The sequence below is a fragment of the Leptospira montravelensis genome, from assembly GCF_004770045.1.
Lineage (GTDB): Bacteria > Spirochaetota > Leptospiria > Leptospirales > Leptospiraceae > Leptospira_A > Leptospira_A montravelensis.
Genome location: NZ_RQFO01000004.1, coordinates 571,019 through 585,821, shown reverse-complemented (window position 1 = coordinate 585,821; position 14,803 = coordinate 571,019). Strand labels below are relative to the sequence as shown.

Sequence of the window (14,803 nt, the reverse complement as noted above, 5' to 3'; positions counted from 1 at the left end):
CCACCAGAGTTTCAAAAAGGAAAGAGAGAGAAATTTCGTTTTTTATACTTTTCTAAAAATTTTCATTGACTACTTGTATGTTAAGTAGTAATCTCCTGTATAGTAAACAGGAGTCTATATGATCACACATTTGAAAATTAAAGATTTTGCACTCTTTGAATCCTTAGAACTTTCCCTTTCGGATGGTCTGACTGTCTTCACTGGTGAATCCGGTGCAGGAAAATCCTTAATTTTCGATGCATTGGCTTCTTTATTTGGAGGACGTTGTTCGACTGCCAATATTCGGCAAGGAAAGGAAAAGTATTCTTTACAGGCAGTTCTTTCCCTTACTGGACAAAACTTAACCAAAGACTATCTAATGGAACAAGGCTTTCGTTATACGGGAGATGAAATAGTCATCACCAAAGAATTGATGAAAGATGGAAAAGCAAGGGTCAAAATTGGTGAGAGTTTGGCATCAACCACTCATTTACGAGAACTTGGAAAAACAATGGCAGAAATCCATTCCCAGAATGAACAACTCTTTCTATTAGAAAAATCGAACCAGTTAGAATTTTTAGATCGATATGGTAATTTGGAATCTTTAAAATTCAAATTCAAATCTGCCTTACAACAATATCGTCATTGGAAACAAAAGCTCAACGATTTTGAAGAAACTAGAAGGACTATGCTTAAACGAAAAGAAATCCTTGAATATGAAATCGAAGAGATTGAATCTATTTCTCCCAAAGAAGGAGAGGACGAAAGTTTATCTTCCGAAGAATCTCTATTAGCCAATGGAGAAAAATTAGCAGAAAACTATCGTTTGGTGTTGGATGAGTTAGTAGAAAAAGAAAATTCCATTTTGAAAGTATTTCCAACCCTTATTCATGCCATTCAGAAAGTATCCATTTTAATCCCTGAGAAAAAGGAAATGTTGGAAGAATGGGAAGAGGTATATGATAGATTGAAATCCCTGAAGTCTGTCATTAGAGAAGAAGAAGAAGAATTATTTTTTAGTCCTGAAAGGTTGGATATGGTACAGTCCAGACTTCAAGATATAAAAAAACTAAAGAAAAAATACAATGTAAGCCTAACAGAAATCAATCTTCTCTTAGAAGAAAAAAAAGCGGAACTGGAACGTTGGAATGAACAAGCAGGGGATGAAGATTTTTTAAAAATCAAAAAAGACCAATGCTTAACTGAAATGAAGGAACTTGGATTTCAACTTTCCAAGTTACGCAGAAATGTGATTTCCCAGTTTGAAGAAGATGTCCAAAAAGAAATGGCAGATTTAGGATTGGAAGGTGGCAAACTCCAGGTGGTACTCCGATGGGAAGAAAATCCGGAAGGTGAGGTAGAAGAAGGTTCCAAGTCCTATTTTCTTTCAGATTCTGGCCTAGACCAAATCGAGTTCTACTTCAGCGCCAATCCAGGTGAAAAACCACGTCCACTCCGAAAGGTCGCATCAGGGGGTGAGTTATCACGGGTCATGCTTGCTCTAAGAAGTGTCCTTGGAAAACAAGCGCCTTCACCGCAAATGTTAGTTTTGGATGAGGTGGATACCGGACTCGGAGGTGAGGCAGCGGAGGCAATGGCAACAAAGCTTAAAAAACTAGCAAGAAATTCACAAATCCTTCTCATCACCCATACGCAGCAAGTAGCGGCCTCAGGCCACCACCAAATCAAAATCGAAAAACGTCAGGAAGGTGGTAGGACTGTGTCGAATGCCTCACTTCTTGACTTTGAGGAAAGGAAAAGGGAACTGGCACGTATGATTGGAGGTAAACAAGTCACTTCTGCGGTTCTAAAAGCGGCGACAGATTTACTAATGAAAAAAGCGGGGTAGTGTCGTAAAAATAGTATTTGGCGAAAAAGGGAATACTGAAAACTCTATTCGTAATCCTTCAATGGGGTCCCATTCATGTTTTTTCCTTTCGCTAAATCAGACTCAATCATTTCCTCGGTTCCTCCGCAAACCATTCCTATTTTAATCATCTTTGTATCCATCGTTGGTTTTACGATCATTGTGGAACGACTTGTTTATTACTTCCGACTGAAAGCCATTCCGCAGGATCATTTTCGTCGTGTCCGTGAACTAGCTCGGGATCAAAAATGGGATGAGGCAAAAGATATACTCGGACAAGACATTCAGTCTCCCGCAGCAGTTCTTCTTCGTATGGCATTTGACCTCAAAAGGCGCGGAGTTCTGTTTTGGGAGGAAGATATTCGTCAAGAAGGCTTTCGCCAAATTTATTTAATGGAAAGATATCTAACTGGCCTTGGTACCATTGCCACCATCGCTCCGTTACTCGGAGTTTTAGGTACGGTGATTGGAATCGTTCGTTCTTTTGCAGAAGGAGCAGGAACCCAGGGTGCGGAAGTTGGTATTTCGGAAGCATTGATTACCACGGCTATGGGGCTTGGAATAGCAATTCCTGCTTACATTTTTTACAATCTTTTCTCTCGAATGAAAGAGGAAAGAATCACGGAAATGGAAAACGTCACTGATTTGGTGTTACCACACCTAAATAAATAAAGTAAATGAAATTTCGCAAATCGCAAAAATCATTTAATAATATTGAGCTTGCTCCTCTCATTGATGTTATCTCCTTTATCGTTATTTATTTTTTGATGAATGCAACGTTAGAGAAAAACACTGCTTTGAAAGTGGAATTACCTCGCTCCTCTAGTGTTGCTAAAGAAAAACAAAAAGACGAACTTGTGATCACTGTTGATAAACAAGGTAAAATATATTTAGATCAAAATTCGGAAGCGGTTCCTTTAGAAGGACTTACTGAAAAGATCAATGGTTTTCTTGGGCCTGAAAAGGAAAGAGATCCTAAAAAAAACAAAGTTATTATTCGTGGAGATGGTGGTGCGTCCTACCAAGTTGTGGTTAAGGTAATCGATGCAGTCAATGCTGCGGGTGTTAGTCGCTTTAACTTAGCAATGGTAAAAGGCACATCAAAGTGATTCTTTGAATATTCGAAAAAAAATAAAATTTGTAAGTTTCTTTCTTTTATCTCTCCTGTTACTGGTTTCGGCAGAGTGGGTATCCCTTTGGTCGAATCGAACTGTATATTTAGATAAAGTCATTACTAAGATTGAGTTTAAAGGAAATATCAATACTTCCTCAGATGATATTTTAGATTTGATGGACATGCGTCCAGGAATTCAACTTTCCCAGGGAATTTTAAACGCAGATATGCGCGCATTATTTGTTTCTGGATATTTTTATCATATTGATATCCAAGGTGAGGCAGATGGTGAGGGCGTAAAAATCCTAGTAGTCGTTAAAGAAAGACCGCGCGTAAAAGATATAGATTTTATAGGAGCCGATGAAGTATTCCCTTCTGACTTACGAGATAAGATTCCCTTAAAAGAAAACGAGGTGATTACTCCAAAAAAAGTAACACTTTCAAAAGATGTAATTTTAAAAAAATACCGCGATGAAGGTTTTTTCTTAGCCTATGTTCGTTTTGAGACAGAACCTGTAAATCCAGAGACTAACACTGTTAAGGTGAAATTTATTATCGATGAAGGTGAAGAGATTCCTGTCAGCAAAATTAACATCTTCGGGAATAGCGAAATAGATACTTATGATCTACAAGGGATCATGGATTTAAAAGAAAGTGGTATTATTGAATCGGGAGTATTTAAGGAATCTGCTTTTGAGTCTGACAAACAAAAAATTGCCGCTTATTTAAAATCTAGGGGATATGTGGATGCTGAGCTTAGCAATGAAGGAACAAATTGGGAAATTCGATGGGAAAATCCGCAAAAAAAAGATAAACGAGTTGTGATCGTTAATTTTAAAATCATTGAAGGTGAACAATATTTCTACAACGGATATTCCACAAGTCATGATATGACCATTGCGCCCAATGGGATGCCGCAATTTTTGAATAAAGAAAATAACCCTGTTGGCACACCGAAAGAAGAATGGTCACCGGTTTACCCCATCAAGTATTTAGAAGACCAATATGAATTTGCTCCTTCCGATGTGGGAGAAGTATTTGATGAAACTAAATTTCAAAAAGATAGAGCTTCGATTAACGAAGCGTATTCGGCCAAAGGTTATTTATTTGCTCAGGTAATTCCTCGAAGGAAGGTTATCGAGCTGAGTGACGGCTCCTTATCTCGATATGAAAATTGTGACAAACGAAGTAGTTCTGATGCGATTGCTGATTGTAATGAAGAACATAGCCGTTTAAACGTAGCTAAATTAAGAAGAATATATGAAGAAGAGCCAAAGTTAAGAGGAAAAAAATTCATACATGTGGATTTTACCATTCGTGAAAATAACTTAGCTTTTATTGAAAACATCATTATCAAGGGAAACAAAAAAACCCAAGATAGAGTGGTTCGACGGGAACTTCTATTCAAACCTGGAGACCTCTTTAATTCCACTCTTGTAAACAGATCAAGGGAACGTATTTTTAACTTAGGTTATTTTAAAGAAGTAAACTTTAATATGCGGCCAGGTTCCGACGAAACCAAAATGAATTTGATTATAGAACTTGTGGAACAACCAACAGGTACGGTCTCAATGGGAGGTGGTTACGGAACGATTACCGGTTTTTCCATATTTACTCAGTTAGGTGAAAATAACCTAAACGGAACAGGCCAACAGATCAATGGGCGTGTGGAGTTTGGACCTATCCGAAGATATTTACAAATATCCTGGACAGAACCTTGGTTTATGGACAAACCTTGGTCACTCACACTTTCTGCATTTTACTCCTCTCGAACTTTGTTTGTGGGTGCTACCTCCATTACAGAAAACAACAACCAAGGGATTAAAGAAGTTGCCTCTTATGAACGTTCGGGTGTGGGTGTGAGTGCTGGTCTTGGGCACCGTTTTCTTATTAACTGGACACACTTTCATCGTTATTCACCTTCCTTTTTTGCATCGACAAGGCCTACCTCTCTGGTTTCGGATCAAGTTTTGGCGGAAGTGGATCGTGGTTGGCAATTTCGGTCACAGTTGACCAATGGTGTCGCTTATGATAGTCGGGATAACGTATTTAACTCTACCCAAGGTTTCAATTTAATTTTTTCTGTAGATAACGTAGGACAATTTCTTGGTGGAGAGTCACACTTTGACCAGTTTAGTCCAATTTTAGAATATTATCATACTTGGTTTGATTATACGTTTTTTGGACTTATTCGTAAAAACGCTCTTAGGCGATGGCGTGTGGTCCAACAGTTTAGGACTTCTTCTGTTTTCACATTTGAAAGGACACCGAAATACAAAGCACAAGATAAAGAAAGAATTCCCTATATTCAGGTGCAAGATCGTTTGTTCCTCGGTGGATACGAATCTCTTCGCGGTTGGTTTTTTGATGATAAATACTATCCGGATGAATGGAAGGATGGTGCTTCGAGTCGAGTACTTTTCACTTCGGAACTTCGTTTTCCGATCGAACCTTCCTTACTCTGGTTTGTAGTATTCTTCGACGGTGGAGCTATGTATGAACAAATCAACAGAGCCGTAGGGGAAAGAAAAGAATTCTTTAAGAACTATGATTCGCTCGTACGTGCACAGCGGGTTTCGGAGCCAGTGGAAACCTATTTATATGAAAATTATAATTCATATGGTCAAAAACTTCCCGAATCACCACTCGTGGTGAATGATCCTGGAAATTTAGTCCTATCTAGTAAAAACTTATCAATGCAGAACTTTCGATTTTCTTGGGGTTTTGGACTTAGGATTCAAATACCGGTATTACCGCTTCGTTTATATTTTGCGCAGAGAATTCGTTATACGGGAGTAGAGGACAGACCTTTTGGACTTTATCCTGACAATAATAGTTTTCAATTTGTTTTTGGTATTGGGGATATGCGATTCTAAGTGGAGTTAGTTGGACTCAATTCAGAACAGAAAAAAGCAGTTGAATCGGTAGAAGGTCCATTACTGATTCTTGCCGGTGCGGGATCGGGAAAAACTCGAGTCATTACTTACCGGATTGCTAATTTAATCTTAAATCATAAGGTCTATCCAAACCAAATTCTGGCTGTTACATTTACGAATAAAGCAGCTGAAGAAATGCGCAGTCGCTGTCGGAGTTTGTTATCTGAAGGAAATAGCGAACCTTTTGTCCGAACTTTTCACTCACTTTGTTTGTATTTGTTAAGACGGGAAGGAAAGGTCCTGGGGCTCGGAAATAATTTTACTGTTTATGACAGTGATATGCAAGAATCCCTTATCAAAGAAATTCTAAAATCCAAAGATATGGATACGAAAGAATTTCGTCCTTCCAGTTTAGCTAATATTTTTTCTCAAGCAAAGGATTCCTTTTTAACAGCCGAAGAGTATGCTAAAAAAAAAGCAGATGATTCTTATACAAAAACAATTGCCTCCGTTTTTTTAGAGTATGAAAAACGAAAAACTTTACGAAATGCTTTGGATTTTGGAGATCTGATTCTTAAAACTGTGATTCTATTTCGTGATTTTCCTGTAATTTTGGAAAAATACCAAAGACTATGGAAATACATCATGGTAGATGAATACCAGGATACTAATAAAATCCAATACCATTTAGTCCAATCACTATCTTCTTTTCATAAAAATCTATGTGTTGTTGGGGATGACGACCAATCCATATATTCTTGGCGTGGTGCAGATATTTCGAATATTCTAAATTTCAAAAAGGATTACCCCGACGCGGTTGTTGTTAAATTAGAGGAAAATTATAGGTCTACTAAGACTATCATAGAAACTGCAGCCGCGTTAATTTCTAATAATAAACAAAGAACCAATAAAACCCTTAGGACAGAAAATCCAATGGGAGATAAAATCAAACTGACTTCTTATCAAAATGAAATGGAAGAAGCAGAAGGGATTGTTCAGAAAATCCAATTGGGAGTTAGGAAAGGGCAAAAATATTCCAATTTTGCAGTATTTTATAGAACCAATTCCCAATCCAGATACTTTGAAGAGGCACTTAGAAAAAGAGCCATTCCCTATAAGATTTTTGGTGGGTTTCGATTTTTTGACAGAAAAGAAGTAAAAGATTTAATCGCTTACCTGTCAGTGGTAGTCAATCCAGTAGATTCTACATCCCTCCTACGAATCATTAACTCACCACCACGTGGTATTGGTGAGACGACTGTGAGCCGACTCTTATCACATTCTGTAAACGAAGGTGTATCTTTATTTGAATGTTTAGGAAAAGAAGTTCCCGGAATCAAAAAAGGCACCATACAAAAACTGACTTCTTTATATCGAATGTTTGATTCGGCAATGGAAGACCTTGGTAAAAAAACACCTTCCGAGATTGCTTATGAAGTTTTGGAACACTCAGGGTATAGAGAATTTTTAGAAAATGAAGGAACAGAAGATTCCTTTTCTAGACTTTCCAATTTAAATGAATTTGTAAATGCTCTTAAAGAATTTGAGGAAAACAATCCAGAGGCCACGCTGGAAGAATACCTTGCAAACATTTCTCTCATCACAAGTGAAGACAATACCAAAGATTTGCCAGATTATGTGATCCTTATGACAGTACACAATGCTAAGGGACTTGAATTCCAACATGTTTTTATGGCTGGAATGGAAGAGGGAACCTTTCCTCATTTTCTATCGATTGATTCTCCCGATGGGTTAGAAGAAGAGAGAAGGTTGGCTTATGTAGCAATCACTAGGGCACGTAAAAATTTGGAGATTAGTTTTTCCAGGTTTACCAGAAAATTTGGAGATGTAGATGCTAGGCTGCCCTCACAATTTTTAGAAGAGTTACCTAGTGAATTCATCGAAGGTGAATTTACTGAAAATCGTTACGGAGTGCGAAGGCCTGAATTTACGCCAAGAGCGGAAAGGTTTCAAAAATCTGAGGAGAAGTTTGAATCTGTTCAGGCAAAAGTGGGTGATGGTGATTTCCAATTGGGAACTAAGGTTCGGCATAAAGTATACGGCGAAGGACGAATTTTATCCATTTCTGGATCCGGGGACAATCGAAAAGTCGAAGTTCGATTTGGTGCTCATTTAGATAAAAAATTCTTATTGGCATATACACCATTAGAGATAATTTCATAAACAAGAAGAGGAATGACTATGAAACGATTTTGGATTTTAAGTATGATTGTATTGTTTCCTGTAACTTTTGTATTCGCACAGCAGAACTCAGGTTTGGCGGAAGAGTTTACTAAGTTAGAAGATTATCTTAGGAATCCAAAACTTACCGAGGAACAGAAAAAAAAGAATTTTGAAGCCAATATGGTAAGTTCTGTTCGTAGCACCCTATCTAAACGATTAGTAAATCCAAAAAAAGAATTAAAAGATCTTAAATTTCAGGATTTACAAACAGAACGTCCCGAAGGCACTAACACATTTTTTGTAAAATATAAGAATTATTATTTCCAATACCAATTCCCTGTGGACCCAGAAACTTACGTTACTTCTCCTTCTGAGGAAATTGTCTTAGAAAAACCTGAGGGTTTGGATTTAGGTTCCAACGCTCATAAAGAAGAAAAAAAGAATTAGAATTATAAATTAGGACGGAATGGAAGAAAACGATTTCAGAGAAGTTTGGCGGTGGGTTTTATCTGTTGGAGACACCATTCTTTCCATTTACAAATCGGACTTTCAGATTCGTGATAAAGGTGGGAACGATCCCGTCACAGAAGCTGATTTATTTGCTAGCGAATTTCTTTTTGAAAAAATCTCAGCCAGGTTTCCGAGTCATGGCTTTTTGTCAGAAGAAAAAACAGATTCAGCCATTCGATTAGAGAAAGAATGGGTTTGGATTTTAGATCCTATTGATGGTACTCGTGAGTTTGTAAAAAAGAACGACCAGTTTGCCTTGAGTTTAGGTCTTGTTCGAAATGGAGAAGCCATTTGGGGAGTAATTTTTAATCCGGCAACTGGTGAGTTTTTTTCTAAAAATCGAAATACTTTTTTTGCCAAATTACAATCTCCTTTTGCTACTGAAGAAAATTTTAGAACTTTAGTTGTGGAAAGTTCATCCGTATTGCACCCGTTAGAGGAAGCAATGCCCATCCCCAATAAGCCGGTTTTACTTGTATCCTTATCAGAAATGAAAGAAGGATTATTTGCCGATTCCTTTTGGCAGGATGATTTTCAAATTCGTTCTATGGGCAGTATTGCCTATAAGTTGGGACTACTTTCTGCAGGTTTTATTGACCTAATTGTTTCTTTAAAACCTAAGAATGAATGGGATATTTGTGGCGGAATTGCTCTACTGGATGAAGAGAATTTTACTTGTTTTCCATTAAAAGATAGTGAATATCATTTCAATAAGCAGAACACACTTTCGTATGGTTTGGTTGCAGGAAAAAAATCGGCAGTGAAATATTTGGAATCAAAAATTGACTTCCACCAATTGTCACTTAAGGTAAAGGAACGATGGTAAGAACCAAACGAATTGGCCTTGATGCCAGGCCACTTTCTACTCGTGTTTCCGGTGTAGGCAGGCTCATTGCAGAAACCTTAAAGGCATTTCCTCATAAAGAAGAATATGATTTCTTTTTATTTTCCCATTTACCAATTCACGAGGATCATAAAGCCGTTTTAGATTTACCTAACGTCAATTGGGTATCCGGTGGTGGTTTCTTAAAATGGAAGGGGGGATTGTATTATAATTTTTTTATCCCTTTTTATTTATTTAGTCATAGGTTGGATTTATTCTGGGGTTCTCAACAAGTATTACCGCCGTTTTTGCCAAAAGCACTTCGTGCAGTTCTTACATATTGCGATTTAGTTTTGTATTTATATCCGGAAACTATGCGTTGGATAGCTAAAGTCCAACAAAGACTATTTCAAAGTTATTCTGTTAGGCGGTCGAGTTTCATTCTTTCTATCTCAAAACAAACGAGTGATGATATGTGCCGTAAGTTCGGATATCCAATTGAACAAACAGGAGTATCTTATCCTGGTGTGAATCCAACTGAAATGTTAAAACTATTGGAATCAAAACCTTCTAATCGTGTGAAGGATTTAGGCAATGATTTTTTATTATCAGTTTCTACGATAGAACCAAGAAAAAATTATCCATTTTTATTAGATGTATTCCGTGAATATCGCAAATTAGATCCGCATCATTACCGTCCTTGGGTAATCGTAGGGAAAATTGGTTGGGAATCCTCTGAATTTATTGAGGAACTATTACAGGAACGTGCCTTATATAAGGACATTCATATTTTAGATTCTGTGTCAGATTCCGAATTACAACATATTTATAAAAAAGCTGGTTTATTTGCTTTTGCCAGTAAATACGAAGGATTTGGAATTCCAATGGTGGAGGCAATCTTTCACGGTTTGAATTGTGTAGTTTCTGACATTCCTACTTTCCGTGAAATTGGAAAACAAGAGGTTACCTATTTACCATTTCAAACAAAAGAGGATGCAAAACTTTGGGCAGAGGCAATCAAAAAACATTTTGAGAATCCTAAACCACAGGAAGTTTCAATTTCTGAATTTACATGGGAAAACGCAGCCAAAATCACAGAGGAAGTTTTTAGAAAGGTTTTAGAGGAAGGAGAATAAACCCGTTTTTTTTGTGACCACACCTGAATATAGAATTTTGGATTTGTCGGACTTTGGAAGGACGTGGAGATGAAATCTATCTTTTGTCATAGCTTGGATTTCACATTCCCAGTCAGCATCTTTTGCCAATAGTTTGATTCTGTCACAGAGTACTTCCGATTCTATATTCCATGTTAGAGAAAATTCAGATTTCCCTCGTTTAAAATGGGATTTAATTTCTTTTGTATTTGCTTTCCAGATAACGGTTGTTTCATCACCTGATTCGTATGGTTGGATCGTAGAAGGAATCATAGAAATTCCCTTTCCTTTCCAGTTTCCCTTTACGTAATCATTCCATTCGTCTAAATTGGAGAAGTAATTATAAATTAATGAATTCAAATAGGAAAACCAAAACTTTGCGACACGCTAAATCCAGTTTTTATCTGATCTTTCTCCTTTCTCTCCTTTTTTGTAAACCCCAAGGTGAACCTGACGATTTTTATCCAGAACCCCTGGCCACTGTGAACGGCACCTCGGAAAAGATGGAAACTTTTAAGGGAAAGGTCCTTGTTTTGGATTTTTGGGCCACCTGGTGTGAACCTTGTGCGAAAGCAGTACCCACCATCAACAAGTGGAAGTCTTCAGTTTCGGAAACGGATTTTGTATTTCGAGGAGTTAACACAGATACATCGGAACCCATTGAAAAAATCAAAAAAGATATGGAACGATTGAAGATGAGTTACCCCACCTTACTGGATAAAGACTGGAAATTAACAGATTTTTATCATGTCGAAGGAATTCCTTGCCTCCTTGTCTTTGACAGGAGCGGAAAGATTGTGTATCGGCAATATGGACTGATTGAATCTGACCTTTCGGGGCTTGTCATTCGTTCTCATGTATGGGCTGCGTCCGATCTGCCATAATTGTGCAATGCGAAACAACAATTTGATTTTCCCTTGATTTCAATGACAAGATTGAAAATGTCTTGACTCATGTTCGTTAAAAAAGTCCCTTAAAGATACCTTTTTACGTTTTCTTTAGAGAAAGGAGTCACAATAATGCCAGCCAATTTGCCCGAACTCTTCCAGCAGAGTGCTGAAAAATTTGGGAACCGCCCCGCGTTCGTCAGTAAAGACGAATCTAAGTCCTATCAACCTGTCACTTTTAAAGAAGTATATGATCTTGGTATCAACTTAGCAGAAGCTCTCATTGATTTGGGTGTAACTGCAAAAGAAAATGTCGCCTTGCTAGCCGATAACCGATTGGAATGGATTGTTTCCGATTATGGAATCCTCATGGCCGGTGCAGCAGATGTTCCTCGTGGAACCGACATTACTGATTCAGAAATTGCTTATATTCTAAACCATTGTGAAGCAAAAGTGATTTTTCTTGAGAACGATAAAATGCTCGAGAAATTTCAAAAGAACCGCTCTCAATTAGAATTTGCTAAAACTCTCATTGTTATGGATAAAAAATCCACTGCAACTGGTGTATTAAAGCTTTATGATCTAATTGAAAAGGGAAAAGAACTCCGCGCCAAAGGTTCTAAAAAAGCAGAAGAGCGAATGAAAGCAATCGCTCCAGACGACCTCTTTACAATCATTTATACTTCTGGAACCACTGGGATGCCAAAAGGTGTTATGTTGAAACACAGCAATATGATCCACCAAACATCTGCCATTTTAGGAAGTATGATTGAAATCAAACAAGATGAAAGGATGTTGTCTATCCTACCTGTTTGGCACGTATTCGAACGAGTTTTTGAATACTTAGCGATTGCTGCAGGTTGTGCGACATACTATACCAACGTACGCGATTTGCGAGATGACATGAAAAAGGCAAAACCTACTTTTATGGCGTCTGCTCCAAGACTTTGGGAAAGTATTTATAACGGAATTTATACAAGAATCAATGATCCAAAACAAACTCCTGCTTTACGCCGAGGTTTGTTCAATATGGCTTATTTTTTCTCCAAACACTTCAATGCGGCTACGAGGTTTTTAAAAGGAAACCAAGTGGATTATGTAGGAAGAAATCCTATTGTTTCTCTATTCAAAGGTTTTTACTACTTGGTAGTTGCCATTGTCCTTGCGATTCCTTACTTTCTTTTGGATTTGGTTGTACTTTCCAAAATCCGTGAGGCAACCGGTGGAGAACTAAAAGCTTCCGTATCAGGTGGTGGAGCACTCCAAAGACATGTGGATGCTTTCTTTAATGACATTGGAATCAATGTACTCGAAGGGTATGGAATGACTGAAACTTCACCAGTGATCTCTGTTCGAACTTTTAAAAAGTTAGTCCAAGGTTCTGTGGGGGTCATCACTCCTGAGACGTCCTTACAAATCCGAGATGATTTAGGAAAGGTGCTCACTCATATTGATGCCAACCAAAAACTCATTTCTGGAAAATACGGAGCTCGTGGGGTCATCCATATCCGTGGACCACAAGTGATGAAAGGGTATTACAAAAACCCCGAAACTACTGCGAAAGTTCTAAAAGACGGTTGGATGGATACGGGAGATATTGGAATGTTCAATTTCAAAAAGACCCTAACCATCACGGGACGTGCCAAAGATACAGTGGTTCTCCTTGGTGGGGAAAACGTAGAGCCGGTTCCAATTGAAGACAAACTTACGGAATCTCCTTTCATTGCGCAAGTGATGGTGATTGGTCAAGACCAAAAGAACTTAGGTGCGCTTGTGGTTCCTGATTTTGATAAATTGACAGAGTGGGCCAAAGAAAATGGAATTTCAGAGACTGACAAACAGAAACTCATTGAAAATCCTAAGGTTCTTGATTTCTACAAAAAGGAAATCAAAGCTCTGAACAATACGAAAACGGGATTTAAGTCTTTTGAACAAGTGACCCCATTCATTCTCATTACCAAACCGTTTGAAGTGGGTGATGAATTGACAAACCTATTCAAAATGAAACGCCACTTGATCACGGAAAAATACAAAGACAAAATTGCTGCTTTGTATGCTGCTGATTAAGTAAATTTAATTCCTAACCGCCTGGTTCACAGGCGGTTTTTACTCTCCTCTTTTTCTTCACCCGTCGATATTCTAATTGTGAATCGATCGGACGGATCTTTAGTTTCCTCATCTACAGGCGTTTTTTACCCCTACCAACACCAGGACTTCTATGCGATGGATTCCTTGTTTTTATCTCCGTTAAAACAAGAAGAAGTTTGGGATTTCCAATCGGTGAGCCAAGTCCATTTGGGATTTTTAGGATTTTTAACATTAAGAAGTTTTTTAAGAGAGAGTTTGTCTTTACCTAAACTCCAAGTAAAGGGACTATCCAAATTTTGGAAAACCTATTTAGCCAAGGTGAATTTTTTAGGCAAAGGAGTTCCTTGGGAATCTCAAGAATTTATTCCGAATTTAGTTTCTGATTCACCTATCCCTGCACTATCGTTTGGTGGAAAAGGACATTGGTCCAGTGAATTCCACTGGGAAAAACAGGAAAAAGAAACTACTTCAGTTTTCTTTTCTGCTACCAACAAACAAAGCGAAGGTGATATTGCTATAAGTGATTTGATGAAAGATTTTTTGCAATATTCACAAACCGATCACTACTTGGAACGTGCATACATTCGCAAAGAAAACTCTAGTTATTTATATTTAAATTCTAAAGAAACGAACCCTCGCGTGTTCTTTCGAGACAATCCAACGGATATGCCTGAATTTTTGTTTTTGGTAGCAGAATTAAAAACTAAATCACCTATTCGCCCAAATTAAGTCCAAGTAAAACCGTCTTTAAAAGATCGGCCTTGGTTTCTAATTGGGTGGTTTCCAAAATCGTTTGTTTGGTTTTAAAATCAAAGTAGATGAGTGAGGCTATAAAATCGACGGGATAAGGATGAACCAAAATTTGATTCATTTTCAAAATTAAATCTTCCTCCGCACCTTCGGCAAGTAAGATTCGTTTGGTGAGAACAAGTAACTCTTCAATTTTTTCTTTTAACGTTTCCGAAACATTTTTATTCCTTTGGTGTTCCCTGCGAACAATTTGAGCGATATAAAATGGTTCTGTGGAATTCAAACTGACAATTTCAGCGGTTCCAATTCCTTCTAAAATAATATTGGATCTCCCATCTGGTAAAGATTCTCTTTGGATGATATGTCCATATCCCACCACTTCGGGTATGGGGGGAAAACCTGGCCCAACCCAATTTTTGGGATAGGGTGCCATTCCCATTTCTCCACCGTTTTCTATACAAAAATCTAACATCATCCGGTATCTGGGTTCAAAGATATGGAGAGGCAAAAACATTCCCGGAAACAGAAATACATCTGGTAGAGGAAAGAGAGGTAAGGGGAAGGTTGACAC

Annotated in this window: 13 protein-coding genes; 11 read left to right on the top strand and 2 right to left on the bottom strand. The window is 37.9% G+C overall.

Annotation, left to right across the window (positions count from 1 at the left end):
* Positions 1–118 precede the first annotated feature (118 nt).
* From recN to EHQ31_RS03630, 8 genes are all read left to right on the top strand, one after another.
* Positions 119–1,828, top strand: coding sequence for a DNA repair protein RecN (gene recN, locus EHQ31_RS03665; RefSeq protein ID WP_135569672.1), 1,710 nt, complete (start codon positions 119–121; stop codon positions 1,826–1,828).
* 75 nt (positions 1,829–1,903) lie between these two features.
* Positions 1,904–2,518, top strand: a complete 615-nt coding sequence (locus EHQ31_RS03660; protein WP_135569670.1) for a MotA/TolQ/ExbB proton channel family protein — start codon at positions 1,904–1,906, stop codon at positions 2,516–2,518.
* 5 nt (positions 2,519–2,523) lie between these two features.
* Positions 2,524–2,955, top strand: coding sequence for an ExbD/TolR family protein (locus tag EHQ31_RS03655; RefSeq protein ID WP_135569669.1), 432 nt, complete (start codon positions 2,524–2,526; stop codon positions 2,953–2,955).
* Between the two features lie 4 nt (positions 2,956–2,959).
* Entirely contained in the window at positions 2,960–5,836 is a 2,877-nt protein-coding gene (locus EHQ31_RS03650) for a BamA/OMP85 family outer membrane protein (RefSeq protein ID WP_135569667.1), read from the top strand.
* The gene (locus EHQ31_RS03645; protein ID WP_135569665.1) at positions 5,837–8,020 is read left to right on the top strand and encodes an ATP-dependent helicase; all 2,184 of its coding nucleotides are present in this window, start codon (positions 5,837–5,839) and stop codon (positions 8,018–8,020) included. It begins immediately after the preceding gene.
* An 18-nt stretch (positions 8,021–8,038) separates the two neighbouring features.
* Positions 8,039–8,467 carry an LIC11625 family surface-exposed protein gene (locus EHQ31_RS03640; RefSeq protein WP_135569664.1) on the top strand — a complete coding sequence of 143 codons (429 nt, stop codon included), beginning with the start codon at positions 8,039–8,041 and terminating at the stop codon, positions 8,465–8,467.
* A 19-nt stretch (positions 8,468–8,486) separates the two neighbouring features.
* The gene (locus EHQ31_RS03635; protein ID WP_135569662.1) at positions 8,487–9,356 is read left to right on the top strand and encodes a 3'(2'),5'-bisphosphate nucleotidase CysQ; all 870 of its coding nucleotides are present in this window, start codon (positions 8,487–8,489) and stop codon (positions 9,354–9,356) included.
* Positions 9,350–10,489 (top strand): glycosyltransferase family 4 protein, encoded by a 1,140-nt coding sequence (locus EHQ31_RS03630; RefSeq protein ID WP_135569660.1) that lies wholly within the window; start codon positions 9,350–9,352, stop codon positions 10,487–10,489. Before EHQ31_RS03635 ends, EHQ31_RS03630 begins: the two co-directional genes overlap by 7 nt.
* Here EHQ31_RS03630 and EHQ31_RS03625 read toward each other — a convergent pair.
* Positions 10,472–10,780, bottom strand: a complete 309-nt coding sequence (locus tag EHQ31_RS03625) for a hypothetical protein (RefSeq protein WP_135570944.1) — start codon at positions 10,778–10,780, stop codon at positions 10,472–10,474. The genes EHQ31_RS03630 and EHQ31_RS03625 overlap by 18 nt on opposite strands.
* Positions 10,781–10,857: 77 nt before the next feature.
* Here EHQ31_RS03625 and EHQ31_RS03620 point away from each other — a divergent pair, with 77 nt between their 5' ends.
* From EHQ31_RS03620 to EHQ31_RS03610, 3 genes are all read left to right on the top strand, one after another.
* On the top strand, positions 10,858–11,391 hold the full coding sequence (locus EHQ31_RS03620) for a TlpA family protein disulfide reductase (RefSeq protein WP_135569658.1): 534 nt from the start codon (positions 10,858–10,860) through the stop codon (positions 11,389–11,391).
* 135 nt (positions 11,392–11,526) lie between these two features.
* Entirely contained in the window at positions 11,527–13,461 is a 1,935-nt protein-coding gene (locus tag EHQ31_RS03615) for an AMP-dependent synthetase/ligase (RefSeq protein WP_135569656.1), read from the top strand.
* Positions 13,462–13,539: 78 nt separating this feature from the next.
* Complete coding sequence (locus tag EHQ31_RS03610; RefSeq protein ID WP_135569654.1) at positions 13,540–14,211, top strand: LIC11631 family protein; 672 nt, start codon at positions 13,540–13,542, stop codon at positions 14,209–14,211.
* Here EHQ31_RS03610 and EHQ31_RS03605 read toward each other — a convergent pair.
* Entirely contained in the window at positions 14,195–14,746 is a 552-nt protein-coding gene (locus EHQ31_RS03605) for an LON peptidase substrate-binding domain-containing protein (protein WP_244247251.1), read from the bottom strand. The two genes, EHQ31_RS03610 and EHQ31_RS03605, sit on opposite strands and share 17 nt — an antisense overlap.
* Positions 14,747–14,803 lie beyond the last annotated feature (57 nt).

Bases quoted from the DNA above. Each gene is read 5' to 3' on its own strand.
- recN (WP_135569672.1), top strand. From the start codon at position 119: ATGATCACACATTTGAAAATTAAAGATTTTGCACTCTTTGAATCCTTA.
- EHQ31_RS03660 (WP_135569670.1), top strand. From the start codon at position 1,904: ATGTTTTTTCCTTTCGCTAAATCAGACTCAATCATTTCCTCGGTTCCT.
- EHQ31_RS03655 (WP_135569669.1), top strand. From the start codon at position 2,524: ATGAAATTTCGCAAATCGCAAAAATCATTTAATAATATTGAGCTTGCT.
- EHQ31_RS03640 (WP_135569664.1), top strand. From the start codon at position 8,039: ATGAAACGATTTTGGATTTTAAGTATGATTGTATTGTTTCCTGTAACT.
- EHQ31_RS03635 (WP_135569662.1), top strand. From the start codon at position 8,487: ATGGAAGAAAACGATTTCAGAGAAGTTTGGCGGTGGGTTTTATCTGTT.
- EHQ31_RS03630 (WP_135569660.1), top strand. From the start codon at position 9,350: ATGGTAAGAACCAAACGAATTGGCCTTGATGCCAGGCCACTTTCTACT.
- EHQ31_RS03625 (WP_135570944.1), bottom strand. From the start codon at position 10,780: ATGATTCCTTCTACGATCCAACCATACGAATCAGGTGATGAAACAACC.
- EHQ31_RS03620 (WP_135569658.1), top strand. From the start codon at position 10,858: ATGAATTCAAATAGGAAAACCAAAACTTTGCGACACGCTAAATCCAGT.
- EHQ31_RS03615 (WP_135569656.1), top strand. From the start codon at position 11,527: ATGCCAGCCAATTTGCCCGAACTCTTCCAGCAGAGTGCTGAAAAATTT.
- EHQ31_RS03605 (WP_244247251.1), bottom strand. From the start codon at position 14,746: ATGTTTTTGCCTCTCCATATCTTTGAACCCAGATACCGGATGATGTTA.